Here is a 21,823-nt window from a genome sequence, read left to right as displayed (position 1 = left end):
TGAGGGGCATGTGTCAACTCAGGGTTACGAAGACGAATTGCGGTCCGAACGCAGCTACGTGGAGGGGCTTTACCTGCGGCTCGACGCCGAGCGCGCACGCGTGAAGGGCGCGTACGGCGCGGCGTTGCGGGGCAACGGCGGGACGCCCATGGAACGTGACGACGAGGTGCGCGCGCTGGCCAAGGAGGCGAAGCGGCTCGACGTGGCGGACAACGGGCTGTGCTTCGGCCGGTTGGACAGCCTTTCGGGCGAGCATTCGTACATCGGCCGGATCGGCCTTTTCGACGAGGAGAACGGCTACGAGCCGGTGCTGCTCGATTGGCGGGCGCCGGCGTCGCGCCCGTTCTACGTCGCCACCGCCGCGAACCCGGAGAACATGCGTCGCCGCCGCCAGTTCCACACGCGCGGGCGTCACGTGGCCGGTTTCACGGACGAGGTGCTCGGACGCCCCGGCGGTGACGCGCAAGGGGACGCGGCCCTGCTCGCGGCGGTCAACGCGCCGCGCGGCGCCGGGATGCGCGACATCGTGGCCACGATCCAGGCCGAGCAGGACCGGATCATCCGGCTCGACCACCCCGGCGTGCTCGTGATCGAGGGCGGACCGGGCACCGGGAAGACCGTGGTGGCGCTGCACCGCGTCGCGTACCTGCTCTACACCCAGCGGGAGCGGATGGAACGCCACGGTGTGCTCGTGGTCGGGCCGAACCCGGCGTTCCTGAACCACATCGGCCGCGTCCTGCCGTCGCTGGGCGAGTCCGACGTGGTGTTCATGACCACCGGCGATCTCGTGCCCGGTCTGCGCGCGACCGCCGAGGACACCCCGGAAGCCGCGCGGCTCAAGGGCTCGCTGAAGATCCTGGACGTGCTCCGGGCGGCGATCGCCGACCGTCAGCTACTGCCGGAGGAGCCGCTGCCGATCGGGCTGTCGGACGTCACGGTGCGGATCGACGCGGGGACCGCCGAGTGGGCCAGGGAAGAAGCGCGAGCGAGCGGGCTGCCGCACAACGAAGCCCGCACCGTGTTCGCCGAGATCGTCACGTACGTGCTCACCGAACGGGCCATCCCCAGGATCGGCAAGGGTTGGTTGACCCGCGACGACCGCGACGCATGGGAGCGGATGCGGACGGAGCTGACCAAGGAGCTGGCGCAGGACGAGAAGTTCGTCGCCGCGCTGGACGAGCTCTGGCCGGTGCTGACGCCGGAATCGTTGTTGGGGCCGCTGTTCACATCCCCCGAACGGCTGCGCGCCGCGGGCGCCGACCTGGCGCTGTTGCGCGCCGACGGTGACCCCTGGACGGTGTCGGACGTGCCGCTGCTCGACGAGCTGGTGGACCTGCTGGGCCGGGACAAGTCGGTCGACGAGGCCGCCGAGCGGAAGCGGAAGGCCGAGGCCGAGTTCGCCTCCGGCGTGCTGGACAGCCTCGCCAACCGCGAGGACTCGATGGACGACGAGGACCACCTGTACGCCACGGACCTGCTCTTCGCCGAGGACCTGGCGGATCGCGTCCTGGAGCGCGACACGCGTGACCTGGTCGAACGTGCCACCGCCGACCGGGACTGGACGTACCGGCACGTGGTGGTGGACGAGGCGCAGGAACTGTCCGAAATGGACTGGCGGGTGCTGATGCGGCGCTGTCCGGGCCGTTCGTTCACGGTGGTCGGCGATCTCGCCCAACGCCGTTCGGCCGCCGGCGCGACCTCGTGGGACACGATGCTGGACCCGTACGTGCCGGGCCGCTGGGTCTACCGGTCGCTGACGGTGAACTACCGCACCCCGGCGGAGATCATGACCATCGCCGCCGCGGTGCTCGCCGAGTTCGCGCCCGACGTCCAGCCACCCGAGTCGGTCCGCGCGTGCGGCGTGCAGCCGTGGTCGAGGCGGGTCACCGAGGACGAACTGGCCGCCGCGATCGAGGAGTTCGTGCGGGAGGAGGCCGGTCGTGAGGGCACCAGCGTCGTGATCGGGCCGCCCGGCGTGCCGGGTGTGGTGCCGGCGTCGGAGACCAAGGGCCTGGAGTTCGACGCCGTCCTGGTCGTGGAGCCGGAGCGGATCATCGCCGACGGCCCCCGCGGCGCGGCCGAGCTGTACGTCGCCCTGACCCGTGCCACGCAACGCCTCGGCGTCCTGCACCGGAGCCCGTTGCCGCAGGCGCTGACCGGGCTCACCGAGGTCGGGGCACCCGTTCAGGCGGGGAATCAGCGGTAGGCGTCTCGTGATCCCCGAGCGGCCGGCCCTGTTCCGGGGCCGGCCGTCCGGGCGTGCGCGGGCGTCAGCAGCTCGGCTGTTATCGCTCTCATACACCTGTCCGAAGCTCACCGGCGGACGGGATATGTTGCTGAGGCAGCGTAGTGGACCTGCTCGACCCTGCCAAGATATTGAATCGCTCCAAGCCCCCTGTTAGCGTTCACAACCCTGACGCACACCGACTTCGAGCGTCAGCGGGACATGGAACGTTCAAGGAGAGGCAATGACGCCCACTCGCTTGCGTAGACGACTGCTCCACCTCCTCACCACGGCTGCCGCAGCCGCAGCTGTCCTGCTAGCACCACAGGCCGCCACGGCCGCCCCCGGCAGCCCCGCGCTGACGCCCCCACTGGGCTGGAACTCGTGGAACACCTTCGGTTGCAACATCAGCGAAACCCTGATCCGCCAGGCGACCGACGCGATGGTGAGCTCCGGGATGCGGGCGGCCGGCTACCAGTACGTGGTGGTCGACGACTGCTGGTTCGACCCGAACCGCGACGCGCAGGGCAACCTGCGGGCGCACCCGACCCGCTTCCCGAGCGGGATGAAGGCGCTCGGTGACTACATCCACAGCCGCGGCTTGAAGTTCGGCATCTACATGGCCCCGACCGACCGCACCTGCGCGCAGCGCGTGGGCAACTACCCCGGTTCGACCGGCAGCGGCGGGCGCGAGGCGCAGGACGCCCGCACGTTCGCTTCGTGGGGCGTGGACTACCTCAAGTACGACTGGTGCAACCCCTGGGGCACCCGTGACGAGCAGGTCGCCCGGTTCACCGCGATGCGCGACGCCCTGCGCGCCACCGGCCGCCCGATCGTCTACAGCATCAACCCCAACAGCCTGCACGCCATCACCGGCGACAAGTACAACTGGGGCCAGGTCGCCGACCTGTGGCGCACCACCGAGGACCTGCTCGACATCTGGCAGAACGGCAACACCAACAGCTACCCCATGGGCGTGGGCAACGTCGTCGACGTCACCGCTCCCCTGGCCGCGCAGAACGGTCCGGGCAACTGGAACGACCCGGACATGCTCGTCGTCGGCAGGCCGGGCCTCACCCTCACCGAGTCCCGCTCGCACTTCGCGCTCTGGGCCCTGATGGCCGCGCCGCTCATGGCGGGCAACGACATCCGGACCATGTCCGGTGACGTCAGCGCGATCCTGCGCAACCCCCACCTGCTCGCGGTGAACCAGGACCGGTCGGGCGCGGGCGGACGCCGGGTCCGTGACGACGGCGCGACCGAGGTCTTCGCCAAGCCGTTGTCCGACGGTTCGGTCGCGGTCGGGTTGTTCAACCGGGGCGGTGGCAGCGCCACCATCTCCACCACGGCGGCGCAGATCGGTCTGTCGGGCGGGTCGTTCACCGCGACCGACCTGTGGACCGGCAGCGTCTTCGGCACCGGCGGCACCATCTCGGCGAACGTGCCCGCGCACGGTGTGGCCGTGTTCCGGATCAGTGGCGGCAGCACCCTCCCGAACACCACGAGCCGTCTTCGCGGTGTCGGTTCGGGCCGTTGCGTGGACGTGGACAACGCCTCCACCGCAGCCCGTGCGACGACCCTGCTCTGGGACTGCCACAACGCCGCCAACCAGCTGTGGACCAGCTGGAGCACGGGTGAGATCCGGGTCTTCGGCACCATGTGCCTCGACGCCGACAACTCGGGCACGGCGAACGGCACCAGGGTGATCACGTGGCCGTGCAACGGACAGGCCAACCAGCGCTGGACGTTCAACTCGGACGGCTCCGTCCGCAACGTCCACGCAGGCCTGTGCCTGGACGCCAACCTGGCGGGCACGGCCAACGGCACGGCGCTCATCCTGTGGTCCTGCAACGGGCAGGCCAATCAGCGGTGGGCCCGCGTCTGACCGGTGCTCCGGCCGGGTCTCCACGACCCGGCCGGAGCGGTGGCGCTTATCGCGGCTGGTAGGTGATGTTCGGCCGGGGAGGTGTGGCCATGCCCGCGCCGAGGAAGTAGTCGACGTGGTGCGACTGCATGTAGCCCTTGAACGTCATGGCGTTGCGGTAGGCGGGGTTGTGCGCCAACGTGTACAACCTGGTGTTCGACGGCTGGTTCGTCGTGAAGATGATCAGCTCGTTGAAGGCTGCGTTGGTGTACAGGACTTCTTCGCGCCAGTCGCCGAAGATGTCGCCGTAGATGACGGGCGAGTTGCCCTGTGCCGCGTCGACCGCGCCGTAGTTCCCGGTGGTGAGCAGCCGCGGCACGCTGTTGGTCGTGGTCGGGCTGGTGGGGTTCCACTTCTCGAACTTGCCGTCGTTCAGCAGTTCCATCGTGGTGTCGCCGTCCCAGTACAGGCCCAACTGCGGCCAGGGCTGCAACGACGTGCTCGACTGCGTGAGCCGGTTGGTGGACGCGTTGTAGAGCCCGGAGAAGGCCCAGACCTCCATGCCGGGGTGACGGGGGTCGATGTCGCCGACCATGCCGCGGCCGACGTCGGCGGTGCCGGATGCGGAGTGCCGCCAGATGATGTTGCCGGTGGCGGCGTCGTAGTAGTAGTCGCGCAGGCCGCTGGGGTTGTTCTGCTGCACCCCGTAGCCCTCCAGCCCCGGACGGCTCGGGTCGATGTCGGCGATGTGGAAGCGGTCGCCGTGGACGATGCCCTGCGGGCCGAGCGAGTAGCGCAGGCGGCCGTCGCCGTTGAGCACGAACCCGATCTCGACGATCTCGTCCTTGCCGTCGCCGTCCACGTCGATGATGCGGGTGTTGTGCCCGTCGGGCAGGTTCTGGTTGCCGCGCAGGAACTTCCACTGCATGGTCAGCGCGTTGCCGGTGAACCTCCAGGCGGCGAACATGAGGTTGAAGTCGCCGCTGCCGATCCGGTTCTTCATGAACGCCACGAGGCTGGGGTTGACGCCGTCGAGGTAGCCGACGCCGAAGCGCGCGTACATCGGGCCGTCGGCCAGGTAGTCGGTCGGCACCGGGGCGGTGGCGCGGGGTGCGCCGGTCATGCCGTCGAGGATGGCGATGTGCTGCCGGTTGTTGTTGCTGTCGGTGAACCTGACGCCGTTGCCGAACGTGACGCCGTTGGCGATCCGCACCGCGACTTCCGCACGGCCGTCGCTGTCGAGGTCCTGGACGGTGACGCCGTCGTTGTGGCCGACGTTGATCGTGGACGAGCCGCCCTCGATGTTGTTCTGGTTGGTGCTGTTGGGGCCCATGTCGACCTGCCAGAGGAACCGGCCGTCACGGCGGTAGGCCTCGATCTTCTGCGGCGACGTCTGCCGGTCGAGCACGTAGTCGTACTCGCCGTCACCATCCAGGTCGCCCACCCACAGGAACTTCACCACGCCGCCCGCGCGCAGCGGCACGCGCACCACCGGCTCGGTCGCGTGGTTCGCGGTCAGCGTGAACGCCCCGCTCGAAGCCTGCTCAGCACCGCCGATCACCGGCCGGACGTGGTAGCTGTTGGCCTGCGACAGGTTGGCCGTCGAGTCCGTGAAGTTCGTGCCACCGGTCAGCACGGAGGAGTTCAGCTTGACGGCCGCGCCACCCGCGGTGGACCGGTAGACGTTGAACCCGATCCCGGCGGGGTCGAGGCCCAGCAGTCGCCAGCTGACGAGCACCGCGCTGCTGCTCGAACGCACGGCGACGACCCCGCGGCCCAGGCTCTCCATCCGCCTGCCCACGGCGGCGCCGTTGGTGGTGACGTCGAGGTAGTCGATGTTCGCCAGGCCGCCGGCGGTGGTCGCGGACAGGGCGATGGTGTTGCTGCCGGCGTTCAGCGGGACGGTGATCGTCCTGGTGGCCCAGGCGCTCCACCCGCCGGTGCTGTCGAACGGGGTGGCGCTGTGCACCACAGTCCCGTTGACGGTGACGTTCGCGGGGCGGCCGACGGCGTTGCCGTTGGCGTAGCGGATGTCCAGGGTCGCGCTGCCGGCGGCGGTCGCGGCGACGGTGAACCGCGCGGCGGCCCCGACCGTGCCGGTCGAGTCGCAGAAGCCGGTGCCGGAGAAGCCGGAGTGGTTCGTCGCGATGGCCCCGTCACAGGTGGCCGGCGCGGACTCCGCCTCGTACCTGGCGGTCGCGGCGTGCACGGCTGGTGCGAACACTCCTGTCGTGACCATGGCGGCCAGGACGGTCGCCGCGGTTACAACGGCGGACGTCTTTGTCAGTCGTTTCATCACTGCCCCTCAACAGGTCGAGGCGGCCTAGCACCTCGACACTCGGCACTTGGTGGCGGCGGCGGGTGTGTAAACGTTTACTATGCGATCCGCAGAGAACCAGGCAACACCGTCCTGTGTCAAGAGGGAGGCACCTATGCAAACGGTTTAACTCACCGGTAACTCCTGGCACGAAGAAACGGGGCACCAAGCCGAATCGGCCTGATGCCCCGTTCCCCTCGCGCCTGAGGAGGCGTCAGGCGACGTTCCACTGCTGCACGGCGAGGCCGTTGCAGGTCCACTGCCGCACTTCGGAGCCCGGTGCGGTGCCGAAGTTGTAGTTGTCCAGGCAGAGGCCGCTGTGCCGGTTGACCAACGTGGTGCGGCCGTTGGTCGTGGTCAGCCGCCACTGCTGCACGGCGAGGTCGTTGCACGTCCACTGCTGGACCACGGAACCCGGTGCGGTGCCGAAGTCCTTGTTGTCCAGGCACAGGCCGCTGTGGCCGTTGGCGATCCGGTAGTAGCCGTCACCGACCGCGGTCAGGTACCAGTCCTGGACCGGCAGGTTGTTGCAGGTCCACTGCCGGACCTCGGCGCCGGGGGCGGCGCCGAAGTTGTAGTCGTCCAGGCAGAGGTCGCTGTGCTGGTTGCGGATCTTCACCCGCGGGGTGCTGCCGGTCTCGCCCGACGGGCCGGCGATGACGGTGGAGGTGGAGACGGGGACACCCAGGTTGGGCGTTCCGTCGGCGTTCCAGGAGATCTTCTGCACGCGGGTGGTGCGACTCGTGCCGCAGCCCTGGGACGCAGAGGAGTTGGCGTGGTAGGCGATCCAGGTCTCGGTGCCGTCCGGCGAGGTGAAGAAGGAGTGGTGACCCGGGCCGTAGACGCCGGCGGCGTCGTTGCGCTGGAAGATCGGATTGGCGAACTTGGACCAGGAGCCCTGCGCCAACGGGTCGCCGCCGCGGTACTCCAGCATGCCGACCTTGTAGTTGGGTCCGTTGCAGTGGCTGCCCGAGTAGGTCAGGAACGTGCGGCCGTTGCGCTGCAACGCGAACGTCCCCTCGTTGACCGCGCCGTCCTGCCGTTCCCATGCCAGCGTCGGAGCGGAGATCCGCGTCCCGAACGCACTGGCCTGCACCGGGCTCGCCATCGGCGCGATGTAGAGCGACTGGAGGTTGTCGACCGGCGAGAACGCCGAGAACGTCATGTACAGCGCCCCGTTGAGCTTCAACAGGCTCGCGTCGATCGCCCACCCGTTGTTGGGCATCAGGTTCACGACGCCGCGGTAGGTGTACGGGCCCATCGGGTCCGACCCGGCGCTCTCCGCGACGTGCGTCCGCCGCGGCGCTCCGGACATCTCCACCGAGTAGTACAGGTACCAGCGGTTGCCGACCATCTCCAGGTGCGGCGCCCACATGGTGTCCCCGCCGGTGCGCAGCACCAGCTGCTCAGGGGCGCTGCGCAGGCCCGCGATCGTGGCGGATCGGCGCATGACCACGTCGGACGACCACGTCGTGGCAACGTAGTAGTAGTTGCCGTTGTACTGCACCAGGGTCGGATCCGCGCTGTTCGGCGCACCGACTACGGGGTTGGTGAACGACGGGCCGGGCGCGGCTTCCGCCTGGTCTTGACTGATCGGGCTCAGGAACAGCCCGGCGACGATGGCAGCGACGAGCGACAAGGCCCGCCATGCCGTTCCTCTGCGTTGAGCGAACAGCACAACCACTCCTCGGATGACCTGGGACAGGGGTAGTGACTCGCGTCACTGCGAGGTGTTAACGCTAACAGGAGCCGTGGTCCGCCTCAAGGGGCATCAGTACCTTCGCCGCTGGCTCCCGTTGCCCACGTGTCCGACCGTTTCGGCGACCACCCGCCGTATGACCAAATCTGTTAGCGCTCACATGCGTAACATCGTGCCGCGACCAGCCCGGACACCGGAATCGCCGACCCGCCGCCGGCCAACCCCGGTTCGACGGCAGCCGCCCCGCCGACCGTGTGTCAAAGCTTCACAGAACACCCGAGTTTGTGGAGAATCCTTGACGAACCATCCTCGGCGCCTCAGGGAGTCCCCATGCCCAGACCGCGATCCCTCGCCCTTGTGCTGGCCGCCGCCCTGTTCACCGCGGTTCCGGCGTCCGATCTGGCCACCGACGCGTCCGCACAGGCCCAGGACACGCTCTACCAGGATCTCAGCGCGATCCTCGCCGCTCCCGGGCTCAAGGGCGCCGACGTGGGTCTCGTGGTCCGGCACGCCGACACCGGCGCCGTGTTGTTCACCCGGGACAGCGACAAGCGCCGCCAGCCGGCGTCCAACGGCAAGCTGATCAGCTCCGCCGCCGCGCTCGACATCCTCGGTCCCGACCACCGGTTCACCACCAGCGTGTCGGCGGTCGGACGCACGACTGGCGGAGTGCTGGCGGGCGACCTGCACCTGCGCGGAACCGGGGACCCGACGATCCTCGCCGCCGACTACGACGCGTTGGCCGCCAAGGTCGCGGCCGACGGGATCAAGCTGGTCCGCGGCAGGCTCGTCGCCGACGACACCTGGTTCGACTCCGTGCGCCTGGGCACCGGCTGGGCCTGGGACGACGAGCCGTACTACTACAACGCCCAGATCTCGGCGCTGACCGTTTCACCGGACACCGACTACGACGCGGGATCGATCATCGTGCGGGTCGCGCCGGGGGCGGCCGGCGAACCGGCTTCCGTCACCACCGACCCTCCGACGAGCTACGTCACGATCGCCAACACCGCCGTGACCGGCGCGCCCGGGTCGACGTCCAGCGTGTCCGTCGAGCGGCAGCACGGCACGAACGTGATCGACGTGCGCGGTTCGATCCCCGCCGGAGGCGCCGTCGAGACCGAGTGGAGCACCGTCTGGGAGCCGACCGGACTGGTCACGTCACTGTTCCACGACGCCCTGGCCCGGCACGGGGTCCGCGTGCTCGCCGGCACGGGCGTCGGCGTGACACCGGCGGATGCCCGAGTCCTGGGTGAGCACCAGTCGATGCCGCTGTCGCGGTTGATGGTGCCGTTCATGAAGCTCAGCAACAACATGCACGCCGAGATCCTGGTGAAGACCGCCGGGCGTGCCGTGTTCGGCGAGGGCAGTTGGAGTGCCGGTCTGCGGGCGATCTCGGCGCGGCTGGGCGGGCTCGGCATGGATTCGACGGTGATCTCGCTGAGGGACGGCTCGGGTCTGTCCAGAATGGACCAGGTGGCGCCCGGCCAGGTGACCGGGCTGCTGCTCGCGGCCAAGGGCAAGCCGTGGTTCCAGGCGTGGTACGACTCGCTGCCCGTCGCCGGGGTGAGCGACCGGATGACCGGCGGGACGTTGCGGAACCGGATGCGCGGCACGCCGGCCGAGGGCAACGTGCGGGCCAAGACCGGCTCGTTGACCGGCGTGAGCGCGCTGTCGGGCTACGTGACCACCGCCGACGGCACCCCGCTGGTGTTCTCCATGATCAGCAACAACACGCTGACGTCCGCGAAACCGCTGGAGGACGCGGTCGCGGTCCGGCTGGCGGGCAACCGGAGCGGGCAGACCCCGCCGGGTGCGTACGTCATTCCGGAGCTGTCCGACGACCAGAGGCGGCAGCTCGACGTCGACCTGGAGTGCAGTTGGGTCAAGGCCTGCTGAGGGTCGAGCCGTAGGAGGTCCACATCAATACCGAGGGTTTCGGCTTCCTCCAGCAGTGGTTCTCCGCCCACTGCGACGGGATTGGGAGCACGGCCAGGGCGTTCGACTGACGTCGCTCGACAACCCGGGCTGCGACTCCGACCAGCGGTGACGCCTGCGGCTCCCGGCGGAACCCGCTTCGGAGCGGGCGTCGCCGGAGAGCCGGACTCAGTTGCCCACGCCGAGGTCGGCCATGAACGTGGACGGGTAGCGGTCGCCGCGGGCGGAGCCTGGCGGGACGGCTCGGCGACACCCCGGCCGTGGTGCTGTCCGACCTGGGCGAAGTCCTCGCGCAGAACGAGGCGGCCGTGCTGCTGACGGGCGACCACACCGGCCTCTCCGGCGACCGGCGCTACATCGTGCACCGCTGGTTCACCGACCCCGCCGCCCGTGCCGCCCACCCGCCCGAGGAGCAGGAGCACCAAAGCCGGCAGCTGGTGGCCGACCTGCGCGCCGTCGCCGGGCGGCGGTCCGGCGACCCCACGGTCACCGGACTCGTCACTTCCGGTCCTCCGGCGGCTGACCTCCGGCTACCTGCGACATACGTCCGCCTGATCAGGATGCTATAGTGCTAGGTAGCTAGATAAATGGGGGTAGTCGTGATCCGGTTCCACCTGGACGGCAAGTCGGGCCTCTCGCCGTACCAACAGCTGGTCCGGCAGGTGCGGCACGCGTTGCGGCTGGGCCTGCTGCTCGAGGGCGACCAGCTGCCGAAGGTGAAGGACGTGGTGGCGGACCTGGCCATCAACCCGAACACGGTGCTCAAGGCCTACCGGGAGCTCGAACACGACGGCCTGGTCGCCGCCCGCCCGGGAGTGGGCACGTTCGTGACGGGCACGCTGTCCGGCGCACCGCTGACCGCCCTCGCGCCACTGCGGCAGGACCTGAGGCGCTGGCTCGCCAAGGCCCGCCGCGCCGGGCTGGACGAGGAGGGCATCGAGGCGTTGTTCACCACCACGTTTCGCGCCGCGTCCAAAGAGGACATAGCGTGACCGTGCTGCGTGCCAGAGGACTGGGCAAGAAGTACGCGCGCCACTGGGCGTTGACCGGCTGCACGCTCGACATCCCCGCCGGCCACGTCACCGGCCTGGTCGGCCCGAACGGCGCGGGCAAGTCCACGTTGCTCGGCCTCGCCGCCGGCATGATCGAACCGTCGAGCGGCGCCATCGAGGTGTGCGGCGGCATGCCGGGCAGCGGTCCGGCGCAGCTGGCCAAGGTGGGCTTCGTCGCGCAGAACGCCCCGGTGTACGCGGGCTTGACCGTCGAAGAGCACCTTCGCCTCGGCGCTCGCCTCAACCCCGGCTGGGACGACAAGCTGGCCCGCGACCGGATCGGCCGGATCGGGCTGGACCCGGAACTGCGCGCGGGCAGGCTGTCCGGCGGCCGGCGCGCCCAGCTCGCGCTCACCCTCGGCATCGCGAAACGCCCCGAGCTGCTGCTGCTCGACGAACCGGTCGCCTCGCTCGACCCGTTGGCCCGGCGGGAGTTCCTCCAGGACCTCATGGAAGCCGTCGCCGAGCACGGCCTGAGCGTGGTGATGTCCTCGCACCTGGTCGCCGACCTGGAACGCGTCTGCGATCACCTGATCGTGCTGGTGAACTCGCAGGTCCGGATCGCCGGCGAGGTCGAGGACCTGCTCGCCACGCACCGCCGGCTGACCGGGCCGCGGCGTAGCGTCGACACCCTGCCCGGCGACCAGGAGGTCGTCTCGGTGCGCCAGACCGACCGCCAGACCACCGCGCTCGTCCGCACCGGAGCACCCGTCCTCGACCCCACGTGGGACGTCGGCGAGGTGGACCTCGAGGACCTGATCCTGGCCTACATGGGCAACACCGGCCCGGCACGTCCGGCGCTGGGGGTAGTGCGATGACCTGGTTGGCGTGGCGGCAGCTGCGCGTCCCGGTGCTGTCGGTGTACGCGTTCCTCGCGGTCGCCGGCGTGATCCTCGCGGTCACGCGTCCCGACGGCACGTACTCCACCCACCAGGAGTCCCTGTACACGGGCGCCCAGGTCGGGGTGCACCTGTTGCCCGCCCTCCTCGGGGTGTTCTGGGCGGTGCCGATGATCGCCCGGGAGCTGGAGACCGGCACGCACAACCTGGTGTGGAACCAGAGCATCACCCGCACCCGCTGGCTCACGGTCAAGCTGGGCGTCGGCGTGCCGGCGGCCATGGTCGCGGCGGGACTGCTGAGCTTGGCCGTCACCTGGTGGGCCGACCCCGTCGACAGCGCGGCCGGCGCGAAGGTCGAAGACAACATCACGCCCCGCCTCACGCCGATGGTGTTCGCCGCACGCGGTATCGCGCCCATCGGGTACGCCGCGTTCGCGTTCGTCCTCGGGATCGCCGTCGCGATCCTGTTGCGCCGCACCGTGACCGCCATGGCCGTCACCCTCGTGGTGTACGCCGCCGTGCAACTAGCCGTTCCTCTCGCGGTGCGCCCCCACATCCTTCCGCCGGTCGAGGAAGCGGTCACGATCACGGCGCGGAACATCGCCGGAATCCAGGCGGACGACGGTGTCGTGGCCCAGTCGCTTTTCGTCCTCGAACCCGCGGGCGCGTGGGTGCTGGCCAACCAGACCGTGGACGCGAACGGCGCCGTGGTCCGACCGCTGCCCGACGTCGTGGGCGACTGCCTCCCACCGTCATCGGCGGAAACCCCGGCCGTGCTGGACTTCGAGCGGATCCACACGTGCTTCGCCCGGCTGTCCGACCACGGCTACCGGCAGCACCTGGTCTACCAGCCGGCGAGCCGCTTCTGGCCGTTCCAGTGGCTTGAGCTGGGGATGTTCCTCGCGCTGTCGGCACTGCTGACGTGGTTCTGCTTCCGCGGCCTACGCCACCTGTCCTGACTCCCCACGGAAGAGAGAGATCCATGCGCCGTCTCGTGTTCCTGACCGCACTGACGCTCGCCGTGTCCGCATCACCCGCCGCGGCCGACACTTCGCTGCACCTACCCGCCCCGACCGGCCGCCACCCGGTCGGCACGACGTCGTTCCACCTGACGGACACCGCGCGGCCCGACCCGTGGGTGCCCTCGCGGGACAGGGAGCTGATGGTCTCCGTGTTCTACCCGGCGGCCTCGGCGCGTGGGCTCAAGAAGCAGTACATGACGCCGGCGGAGTCCGCCGCGGTGCTGGAGGAAGGCGGCATCACGACCGTGCCGCCCGACGTGTTGAGCACGGCCCGGACCAACGCCGTGGTCGACGCACGTCCGACCGCGGGCAAGAGGCACAGCCTGCCGTTGGTCGTGCTGTCGCCGGGCTTCAAGAGGCCACGCGCCACGCTGAGCACGCTCGCCGAAGACCTGGCGAGCCACGGTTACGTCGTCGTGGTGATCGACCACACCTACGAGAACGTCGCCACGACCTTCCCCGACGGGCGGGTCACCAGCTGCGAGGCCTGCGGCTCCTACGACCTGGCGTTCTGGGAGAAGCTGGTGCGTGGCCGGGCGGCGGACGTGTCGTTCGTGCTGGACCAGCTGACCGGGCCGCTGCGCCACCGACGTGGGGCGAACCTGGTCGACGCGTCGCGGATCGCAATGGGTGGCCACTCCGTGGGTGGTGCGAGCAGCCTCGCCGCCCTGCGCGCCGACTCCCGCATCCTGGCCGGGATCAACGTCGACGGCAGCATCTCCACGCCGATCCCCGACCCCGGGCTGTCGCGCCCGTTCATGCTCCTGGGGCGGCAGAACACCTACTCCCCCGGCACGCCCGGTGGTGCGGCCGACACCTGGGAGGACAACTGGCCGCTGCTGACCGGGTGGAAGCGCTGGCTGGTGGTCGCGGGCATGGAACACCCGTCGTTCACCGACATCGGGGTGCTGGGCGCGCAACTCGGCCTCGACTTCGGCGCGGACGTCGGCTGGGCACGCGGCGCGGCGATCACCCGCACCTACGTCCGGGCGTTCTTCGACCTGCACCTGCGCGGCGAGCCGCAGCCGTTGTTGGACGGGCCGTCGGCGAGCTACCCCGAGGTCGCCATCGTGGAACCGTCGAGCTGAGCTCGAACGGTCCCTACTCCGACGCCGGGATGCGGATGCCTTCCCAGACGAGCCGGCGTTCCCGCTGCGGGTCCACTTCGACCCGTGACGGGTGGTCGATGATGCGGGTGTTGCGTTGCTCCACCGTGTACTCCGGCCACGACGGGAGGGTCCGGCCGGTGCGGGCGAACGTGAGCCAGTTGTCCTGGAACTCGTCCTGCACGGCCCGGAACCCCTGCCGTCCGCCCGCCAGCGTCAACAGCCGTCCGGGCACGCTGTCGACGCCACCGAACACCGCGAGCAGCTCCAGCCCGTGCAGTGCCCGCAACCCGAGCAGGTGCAACACGCGTGGAGCGAAGTCGAGTCGGTAGCTGAACGTCGGCGCCCGGCCGCTGTGCCCTTCGAGCACCGCCTGCATCGGCCGCCACAGCACGAAATCCGTGCTCACCTCGACCGCGGCCGACCGCTTCGGGTAACCGGGGTAGGCGGCCACCACCCGCTCGTAGTCGGCGCCGCACCGCTCCAGCGCGGCCCGCAGCATCGGCTCGCTCGTCGGCACCGTCGGGTCGAACTGGAACAGGGTGCACTCATCGCGGTTGGTGCCGGCGATCAGCGGCACCGGGTGCGACCGACCCGCGGCGAACGCGTCCAACGGGTCCTCCGGCAGGAAGTCGCCGTCGACGACCACCGCCACCGGGAAGGTGCCGGGATAGGCGCCCAGCACGTCCAGCAACGCCCGGTGGGCGGCTTCGCAGAGGTCCTGCGCACCCGTCGTGGCCAACGCCTTCGCCGCCGCGTCCGGTGCGACGTCGAGCTTGCCGAGGACCCGGCGGGCGAACCGCCGGGCCTCCTCCACGTCCACTGCCGCCCAGTCCGCGGCCGAGCTCTGCGCGATCGCGCGGTGGAACAGCCCGGCCGCGGACGGGGTCGTCATCAGCGTCAGCACCGCGTCCGCGCCCGACGACTCGCCGAAGATCGTGACGTTGTCCGGGTCCCCGCCGAACGCGGCGATGTTGCGCTGCACCCACTGCAACGCCGCCACCTGGTCCCGCAGACCGAGGTTCGACTCGATCGGCCGGTCCGCGGTGGAGAACTCGGTGAAGTCGACGTACCCGAACGCGCCCAGCCGGTAGTTGAGCGTCACGACGATCACGTCGCCACGCGCCGCCAGCGAGTCGCCCGGGTACCGGGACGCCGTGTCCGAGACGTAACTGCCACCGTGGATGAAGACCATCACCGGTCGCGGCCGCGTCGAGGGATCCGGCGGCGTGGTCACGTTCAGGGTCAGGCAGTCCTCGTCCGTCCGGCGCAAGCCCACCATCGGGTTCCGGCGCTGGACGGCCGGATACCCGAACTTGGTGGCGTCACGCACACCCACCCACGGCCGCACCGGCTGAGGCGCGCGGAACCGCAGCTCCCCGACCGGCGCGGCCGCGTACGGAATCGACCGCCACCGCAGCGCGCGCGAGCCCTGGGAGCCGCGGACGACTCCGTCCGCGATCTCGACATCGGTCGTGATCACCCTGATCCCCCTTCGTCCCGAGCACCGGGGACCAGGGCGGTCCTCACGGTGCGTCGGCCGGTGCGGCCAACGCGGCCGGCCCGGCGCACAGGACGCGCTGGAACTCCTCGGCGAACTCGGTGGCGAATTCTACGGGGAGGTAGTCGGTCCACACCGCCACGTTGAGCCGCACGCCACCATCGGGGGCGTACCAGACTTCGGTCTCCAGCTCGCTCATCGTCGTGGGTGCGCCCAAATGGGCGAACTCGGTGCGGCAGGACGGCAGCGTCAGCTCCGGGTCGGCCAGGTTCTCCACGAGGAGCACCGGCAGCCTGCCCATGGCGTCGTCGCCGATCGCGGTGATCACCGGCATGGCCGCCTCGACGAACGAGACGTCCTGGGCGACGAGCGCGGCGCCGACCGCCTTGCCGACGTTGTCCCACATGTCGCTCCCGGCCGACGCCGGACGCATGCGCAGGCACAACATGTCCATCCGGGTCGAGATGGACCGGCCGGGGTCCCCGATCCAGCTGGAGAACGGCACGAGGATGCCGAAGTCGTCCTGACCGGACAGCCGGCGCAGCACCGAGCCGTAGGCCACGGACAGCGCCACCAGTCGGGTCGACCCGAGTTCGCGGGCAGCCTCGTCCCAGGGCTCCATCTCCTGCGCCGACACGTGCCGTGCGACCGTCACCCTGGGACCGTCGATGGTCTCCGCGGACAACCGCCCCGGCAGGGTGATCTGCGGCAGGCCGTCGAGTTCCTTGTTCCAGTAGTCGATCTGGGCGTCCAGGTCGGCCGCCGCGCGCCGCCGGCGGTAGGTGTCGGCGATCTCGGCCAGCGTCTCGGCCGGCTCGGCGAACACGGGAGCCTCTCCGCGCAGCCTCGCCTGGTAGGCGGTGCCCAGGTCAGCGGCCATGGGCTCCTGGGACGCGCCGTCGAACGCCACGTGGTGCGCGGTGAGACCGAACGCCAGACGTCCGCTGTCGGCACTCCGGACCAGGGCGCAACGCCAGATCTTGCCCTCCGCGATGGACAGCGGCCGGTACAGCTCGGCGTGCAGCGCGGCCAGCGCGGCGTCCTCCGTCGGCGCATCCGGCAGCAGCGTCAGGTCCGGGCCGGGCACGTCGTCGGACGGCATCGCGATCGGACCGGGGTCCATCACGTACCGCGAGTGCAGGGCCTCGTGCCGGTGGTGGACGTCGAGGATCGCCCGGGAGAGCGCGTCGACATCCGGTGCGCCGTCGATCCACCAGGCCATCGTGCAGAGGTAGGCGAGATCCGACGCCTCGGACATCCCTTCCCACAGGGCCAACGCGTAGTGCACGGGCAACTCGACCGAACGGACGCCGGCTTCCGTGGTCGCGTCGGGGACATCGGCCGGCACGACGTCGTCCAGCCGCGGCTTCAGCGACGCCGCGAGTTCACGCACGGTCGAGGTGGCGAACACCTGCGAGACCGGCACCGCGACCCCGAACTCCGCCTCGACCTTCGCGCACAACCGGGCCGCGTCGAGGGAGTTGGCGCCCAGCTCGAAGAAGGAGGAGTCCGGCGGGACGAAGCCACGCTGGAGGATCTGGCCGAAGACGGCCGCCAGACGCGCCTCCACGGGGTCCAGCAGGGGTTGCGCGTCCGGCAGGTGGTCGTCCGCGTGGTCCTCTTCGGTCGCGATCTGTTCGAGGGCACGCTGGTTCACCTTGCCGTTGGAGAACAACGGCATCTCCGCCAACAGGCGGATCCGGTCGGGCACGAGGTAGGCGGGCAGCCGCTCGGCCAGTTCGGCGCGCACGGCCCGCTCGTCCGGCACGTCGTCACCGCTGCCGGAGTAGCACAGGCACAGGCTGCGGCCTCGGCCCTCCGGGTCCGCGATCGGCACCACCACGGCCGCCGTGACACCGGCGATGCGGGCGGCGGCGAACTCGATCTCGGCGGGCTCGATCCGGTGGCCCCGGATCTTGACCTGGCGGTCGAGGCGGCCGTCGAAGTACAGGACGTCGTCAGTCGAGTAGTGCCCGAGGTCGCCGGTCCGGTAGACCCGGTGGGTCTGGCCGTCCACGGTGATGTCGGGGAACTTCTCCGCCGTCAGTTCCGGGTCGCCGATGTACCCGAACGCGAGCCCGGAGCCGGCGATGCACAGTTCACCGGTCTCGCCCGGACCGCAGGGGCGGTCGCCGTCCAGCACGAAGATCTGCGTCCCGTTGAGCACGCGGCCCAGCGGAACGCCACCGGGGTCGACGCAGTCCTCGACGGTGACCCGGCGTGCGGTCACCACGGAGGTCGACTCCACCGGTCCGTACATGTTGTTCAGCTCGATGGCCGGGAAGCGTCGGACCAGTCGACCCATGTGGGCGGCCGACGCGCGTTCCCCGCCGGTGAGCAGCCAGCGGACGCCGGCGAACGCGTCGACGTCCTCGTCGATGATCATGTTGAGCAGGGTGGTCGTCAGGAACACGCCGTTGACCCCGTGCTCGGACACCAACCGGCGGAGCGTGCTGGGCACCAGCACCGGGTCGTCGAGGAACACCGACGTGCCGCCGTTGAGCAGGACGCCCCAGCCGTCGAGGCAGAACCCGTCCCAGGACACCGGCGCGAGCTGCGGCACGACGTTGCCGGGGCCGAAATCGGCGAAGTCGCAGTCGGCGAAGAGGCGGACCATGCCGCTGTGCGGGGTGACGGTCGCCTTCGGCGTGCCCGTCGAGCCCGACGTGAAGAACACGGCGCACGGCTCGTCGCCGCGCAGCTCGATCCGGTGCGGCCGGCGACCGGTGGCGCTCTCGGTGCTGGGCGGCGCCGCGACCGGCACCGGCCACGCGCCCTCGGCGGCGGTCACGAGCACCTTCGCGTCCAACGCGGTGATCAGCGAGGTGAGCCGCTCCTGCGGCCACCGGACGTCGAGGGCGGCGTAGGCGGCGCCGCACTCCAGCACCGCGAGCAACGCCGCGATGAACTCGGGCGTGCGCGGCATGAGCACCGGCACCAGGTCGCCCCGTCTGACGCCCTTGTTCGCTAATTCGACGGCGTAATCGTCCGCGAGCAGTTGCAGTTCGCGGTAAGTCACCTGTCGGTCACCGGCCACGATCGCGACCGCGGACGGCCACCGCTGCGCGCACCACCGGAACAACCCGTGCACCGTCTCGATGTCGAGACGTCCCAAGGCGCTGCCCTGGAGAAGGTTCTTGCTCTCGGTCACAATTGTCATCGGGACCCCCCACTGTGCTTTCTGATCATGAACGAACCACGCTGGTCACCGCACGGCTGTCCCGACCCCGCACGCCCGCGCCGCCCATGGCGTATCGCCGGGAGTCGAGGACGGTTCGGGAAACCCCTGTGTGCGCCCGTCGCCCTGACTAGCTCTGATCTGCTGATTTCCCGCCACGGCCGTACGGGTGGGTCACACCCTTCACGGCACACCCCGAAGCTTACATCGTAAGTCTTGGCGGTAAGTTACACTTACGCAGTAAGGCTGTCAACAGGGAGGTGCGAGAAATTTTGAAACGCATGCGGTTGACCCGGGACCGGGTGCTGACGACCGCGATTCAGCTCGCCGACGAATCGGGGCTGCATGCCCTGTCGATGCGTAAGCTCGCTGGTGAACTCGGTGTCGAGGCGATGTCACTGTACAACCACGTGACGAGCAAGGAAGACCTTTTCGACGGAGTATCGGATCTGGTTATCGGAGAGATAAACACACCCTCCGTAGGCGAACCGTGGCGTAACGCAATGCACCGCCGCGCCGTCTCCGCGCACCAGGTGCTCCGGCAGCACCATTGGGCGGTCGGCATGATCGCTTCGAGGCAGCTCGTGGGACCGTTGCAACTGGCGCATTACGACGCCACTCTCGGTTGTCTGCACGTAGCCGGGTTCTCGTACCGACTCGCCGGCCACGCCCTCTCCTTGATTGACAGCCACGTCTTCGGCTTCCTCGTCCGGAGGCTGGACCTGCCGTTCGACCCGGACAAAATGGACGCGTGGGTCGAGCGCAACATGCCGCAGATCGACCCCGCGAAGTACCCGCACGTCCACGCCCTCGCCCAGCGGATCATCGACGCGGAATACCAGGACGCCGACTTCGAGTTCGGCCTGGAACTGATCCTCGACGGACTGGAGAAGCTGCTCGCAACCGCAGTCGACAATTAAGCGAACACAAGATGACACACCGCCGGGCGCGGTCTTCACGGTGAGTGAGGCGAAGTGTGCGCTCGGCGAAGTTGTCGGCCATCGGCGCGGGCGGCCGGGGCACGGAACGACTTCGAACCCCACGCCGTCCCGCGGCAGGCATTGATGGCGCGTCGCGGCGGACGTTCCACCGTCCGCCGATGTCACCCACGAGGAATGCCCGCCCGTCCGTGAGATGCCCTGTTCCGGGCAATCCAGGCGCTAGACCTATAACCATTCTGTATGGCGAATGACAGGAACATGTCCCGGTTACCCGAGTTGATCAACCCGGGCAATGGGCCGGGAGCGCGTCAACTCAGCAGGAACAGCACGATCGCGGACCGGAAGTCGGGACTGCCGACCGCGGCGCCGTGATCCCCCGCCACCACAAGCAGTCGGGCCCCGGGGATGGCGTCGGCGAGCACGTGTGGGCGCTCGGCGAGCGGGTCGTCGTTCCCCGCGATGACGAGCGTCCGGGCGGTGATAGCGGCGAAGTCCACGCCGTCCCGGTGCACGGAGCGCGCTTGTGCGGCCAAAGAGGGCAGATCCGCCCCCACCACTTCCGCGAACGCCCGCATGCCCGCGATCTCGGGCGGCAGGGTGCCCGGGTCGTCGGCGAGGAACGCCTCGGCGAGCACGTCGTTGGGCAGGGCGCGGGTGTCGACGCCCCCGACTTCGACCACTCCGGCACCGACCCCTCCGACGATCAAGCGGCGCACTGCGGGTTCCTCGGCCGCGGTGAGGAGGGCGATGATGGCGCCCATCGAGTAGCCGACGAGGTCCACGGCGGGCGCGTCGAGGGTGGCGATGACGGCGCGCAGGTCACGGGTCATCCGCCTCTCGCCGTAACGGGCCGGGTCGGGGGACTTCCGCGACAGGCCGTGGCCGCGAGCGTCGACTCCCACGACACTACGTCCGGCGGCGGTGAGGTCGGCGACCATGCCGCGTCCGGCCCACTCGACCATCGTGTTGACGGTGAAGCCGTGCTGGAGCACGACCGGGACCGGGTCGGGCTCGGTGCCGGGGTCGGGATCCCACTGGTGGACGGCGATCTCGGTGCCGTCGTCCACGACCAGGGTGGTGGTGCGCGGCGGGACGGCGGCGGCTCCCACCTCGCCCTTGCCTCCGGTCAGCGGGTCGGTCACTGGGTGCCGCCGAGGGTGAGGACCACGACGTCCTGCTTCACCGACACCTGGGTCCGGACGGTTCGGTACCCGATCGCCTCGTTGACCCGGATCATGTGCGTGTTGTCCGCGCTCGTCGTGGTGTAGAAGCGGTCGATGTCAGGTCGATCGGCCGTCAACCGCCGCGCCATGTGCGCCTTGACGCACCGGCCGAGCCCGTGGCCGCGGTGCGCGTGCAGCACCGACGTCTCGCGCTGCGACGCCCAGTGCGGTCGGTGTGGCCGCACCTCGACCTCCGTGACGCCCACGACGTCACCGGACTCCTCGTGCACCGCCACCGCCACCCGCTGCTCGACACCACGGGCACGCAAGTCGGCCTCTGCCTCCCGCACCCGGTCGGCAGTCCACAGTGGAGCTTGGAAGTCGATCTCGCCGAACGGAGCGTCGCGCAACGCGTTGCGCGCACGGGCGAAGGACTCCAGCATCGCGTCGGGCGCCGCACCGGCCCAGTCCTCGACCCGGTAACCGGCGGGCACCGGAACGTCCCAGGTGGTCCGGTCGACCTCGGCCACCGGCAACAGCTGCAAGACCATCGTGTTGACGACCCGGAACCCCACCGACGTTGCCCAGTGCTCACCGGCGCCACCGCTGGTGATCTCCCACCCCTCAACGACCGTCCGGCCTTCCAGCCGGGGCAACAAGTCCCGCAGGAACGCTGTGCCGATTCCGTTGCGGCGCAAGTCCGGGTGCACCGTGATCGTCACCAGCGCGAGATGGCTGTTCTCCGCGTCCGGGAGGTTCACGAACGCGACGGCCACGATCCCGCCGTCGCGTCGTGCGACCCAGTACCTGCGCGGACCGAACCCGGCCGGTGGCGTCCGCATGCTCCCCACGAGCGCCTCGAACGTCACCGGCACCTCGTCCGGCCGGTCGACCGCCTGCGCGGCCAGCATCACCCCGTGAACGCTCCGAAGATCCCCTTCTGCGGCGTCCTCGATGTCGAACAGCTCGATCCCCATGG

The 21,823-nt window shown here is 69.9% G+C and carries 15 protein-coding genes; 9 read left to right on the top strand and 6 right to left on the bottom strand.

Features of this window, described 5'->3' with window-relative positions:
• Positions 1-10: 10 nt before the first annotated feature.
• Positions 11-2,206 carry an RNA polymerase recycling motor ATPase HelR gene (helR, locus tag F4560_RS00565; protein ID WP_184914684.1) on the top strand — a complete coding sequence of 732 codons (2,196 nt, stop codon included), beginning with the start codon at positions 11-13 and terminating at the stop codon, positions 2,204-2,206.
• A 262-nt stretch (positions 2,207-2,468) separates the two neighbouring features.
• A complete protein-coding gene (locus tag F4560_RS00560; protein WP_184914682.1) occupies positions 2,469-4,109 on the top strand; it encodes a glycoside hydrolase family 27 protein in 1,641 nt (546 codons plus the stop codon).
• A 46-nt stretch (positions 4,110-4,155) separates the two neighbouring features.
• Here F4560_RS00560 and F4560_RS00555 read toward each other — a convergent pair whose 3' ends face one another.
• Together F4560_RS00555 and F4560_RS00550 are read right to left on the bottom strand one after the other, a co-directional pair.
• Positions 4,156-6,384 carry a rhamnogalacturonan lyase family protein gene (locus F4560_RS00555; protein WP_184914679.1) on the bottom strand — a complete coding sequence of 743 codons (2,229 nt, stop codon included), beginning with the start codon at positions 6,382-6,384 and terminating at the stop codon, positions 4,156-4,158.
• A 235-nt stretch (positions 6,385-6,619) separates the two neighbouring features.
• Positions 6,620-8,083, bottom strand: a complete 1,464-nt coding sequence (locus F4560_RS00550; RefSeq protein WP_221483276.1) for a family 43 glycosylhydrolase — start codon at positions 8,081-8,083, stop codon at positions 6,620-6,622.
• Positions 8,084-8,434: 351 nt separating this feature from the next.
• Between F4560_RS00550 and dacB the strand changes: the two genes are divergently transcribed.
• The 6 genes from dacB (at position 8,435) to F4560_RS00520 (ending at position 14,043) form a co-directional block, all read left to right on the top strand.
• Positions 8,435-10,003: a D-alanyl-D-alanine carboxypeptidase/D-alanyl-D-alanine endopeptidase gene (dacB, locus tag F4560_RS00545; protein ID WP_184914676.1), complete on the top strand. Its 1,569-nt coding sequence runs from the start codon at positions 8,435-8,437 to the stop codon at positions 10,001-10,003.
• Between the two features lie 269 nt (positions 10,004-10,272).
• Entirely contained in the window at positions 10,273-10,611 is a 339-nt protein-coding gene (locus F4560_RS00540) for an MmyB family transcriptional regulator (RefSeq protein WP_221483871.1), read from the top strand.
• A gap of 30 nt (positions 10,612-10,641) precedes the next feature.
• Positions 10,642-11,034, top strand: coding sequence for a GntR family transcriptional regulator (locus F4560_RS00535; protein WP_376775409.1), 393 nt, complete (start codon positions 10,642-10,644; stop codon positions 11,032-11,034).
• Positions 11,031-11,912 carry an ABC transporter ATP-binding protein gene (locus F4560_RS00530; protein ID WP_184914671.1) on the top strand — a complete coding sequence of 294 codons (882 nt, stop codon included), beginning with the start codon at positions 11,031-11,033 and terminating at the stop codon, positions 11,910-11,912. Before F4560_RS00535 ends, F4560_RS00530 begins: the two co-directional genes overlap by 4 nt.
• Positions 11,909-12,892 carry an ABC-2 membrane transporter-related protein gene (locus F4560_RS00525; RefSeq protein ID WP_184914669.1) on the top strand — a complete coding sequence of 328 codons (984 nt, stop codon included), beginning with the start codon at positions 11,909-11,911 and terminating at the stop codon, positions 12,890-12,892. The genes F4560_RS00530 and F4560_RS00525 overlap by 4 nt, the downstream gene beginning before the upstream one ends.
• A 23-nt stretch (positions 12,893-12,915) precedes the next feature.
• Positions 12,916-14,043, top strand: coding sequence for an alpha/beta hydrolase family protein (locus tag F4560_RS00520; protein ID WP_184914667.1), 1,128 nt, complete (start codon positions 12,916-12,918; stop codon positions 14,041-14,043).
• 13 nt (positions 14,044-14,056) lie between these two features.
• On the opposite strand, the gene F4560_RS00515 is transcribed toward F4560_RS00520, so the two are convergent.
• Complete coding sequence (locus F4560_RS00515; RefSeq protein ID WP_184914665.1) at positions 14,057-15,544, bottom strand: carboxylesterase/lipase family protein; 1,488 nt, start codon at positions 15,542-15,544, stop codon at positions 14,057-14,059.
• 43 nt (positions 15,545-15,587) lie between these two features.
• On the bottom strand, positions 15,588-18,722 hold the full coding sequence (locus F4560_RS00510) for a non-ribosomal peptide synthetase (protein ID WP_184914662.1): 3,135 nt from the start codon (positions 18,720-18,722) through the stop codon (positions 15,588-15,590).
• Positions 18,723-19,021: 299 nt separating this feature from the next.
• On the opposite strand from F4560_RS00510, the gene F4560_RS00505 reads away from it, so the two are divergent.
• Positions 19,022-19,660, top strand: coding sequence for a TetR/AcrR family transcriptional regulator C-terminal domain-containing protein (locus F4560_RS00505; RefSeq protein ID WP_184914660.1), 639 nt, complete (start codon positions 19,022-19,024; stop codon positions 19,658-19,660).
• A 329-nt stretch (positions 19,661-19,989) separates the two neighbouring features.
• On the opposite strand, the gene F4560_RS00500 is transcribed toward F4560_RS00505, so the two are convergent.
• Together F4560_RS00500 and F4560_RS00495 are read right to left on the bottom strand one after the other, a co-directional pair.
• Entirely contained in the window at positions 19,990-20,823 is an 834-nt protein-coding gene (locus F4560_RS00500) for an alpha/beta fold hydrolase (protein WP_184914657.1), read from the bottom strand.
• A complete protein-coding gene (locus F4560_RS00495) occupies positions 20,820-21,821 on the bottom strand; it encodes a GNAT family N-acetyltransferase (RefSeq protein WP_184914655.1) in 1,002 nt (333 codons plus the stop codon). Before F4560_RS00495 ends, F4560_RS00500 begins: the two co-directional genes overlap by 4 nt.
• Between the last annotated feature and the right edge of the window lie 2 nt (positions 21,822-21,823).

The sequence above is a fragment of the Saccharothrix ecbatanensis genome, from assembly GCF_014205015.1.
Taxonomy (GTDB): Bacteria; Actinomycetota; Actinomycetes; order Mycobacteriales; family Pseudonocardiaceae; genus Actinosynnema; species Actinosynnema ecbatanense.
Note: the sequence above shows the minus strand (reverse complement) of the source record. Positions and strands in the feature narration are given on the sequence as shown.

Bases quoted from the DNA above. Each gene is read 5' to 3' on its own strand.
- F4560_RS00560 (WP_184914682.1), top strand. From the start codon at position 2,469: ATGACGCCCACTCGCTTGCGTAGACGACTGCTCCACCTCCTCACCACG.
- F4560_RS00555 (WP_184914679.1), bottom strand. From the start codon at position 6,384: ATGAAACGACTGACAAAGACGTCCGCCGTTGTAACCGCGGCGACCGTC.
- dacB (WP_184914676.1), top strand. From the start codon at position 8,435: ATGCCCAGACCGCGATCCCTCGCCCTTGTGCTGGCCGCCGCCCTGTTC.
- F4560_RS00525 (WP_184914669.1), top strand. From the start codon at position 11,909: ATGACCTGGTTGGCGTGGCGGCAGCTGCGCGTCCCGGTGCTGTCGGTG.
- F4560_RS00520 (WP_184914667.1), top strand. From the start codon at position 12,916: ATGCGCCGTCTCGTGTTCCTGACCGCACTGACGCTCGCCGTGTCCGCA.
- F4560_RS00510 (WP_184914662.1), bottom strand. From the start codon at position 18,722: ATGACAATTGTGACCGAGAGCAAGAACCTTCTCCAGGGCAGCGCCTTG.
- F4560_RS00505 (WP_184914660.1), top strand. From the start codon at position 19,022: ATGCGGTTGACCCGGGACCGGGTGCTGACGACCGCGATTCAGCTCGCC.
- F4560_RS00495 (WP_184914655.1), bottom strand. From the start codon at position 21,821: ATGGGGATCGAGCTGTTCGACATCGAGGACGCCGCAGAAGGGGATCTT.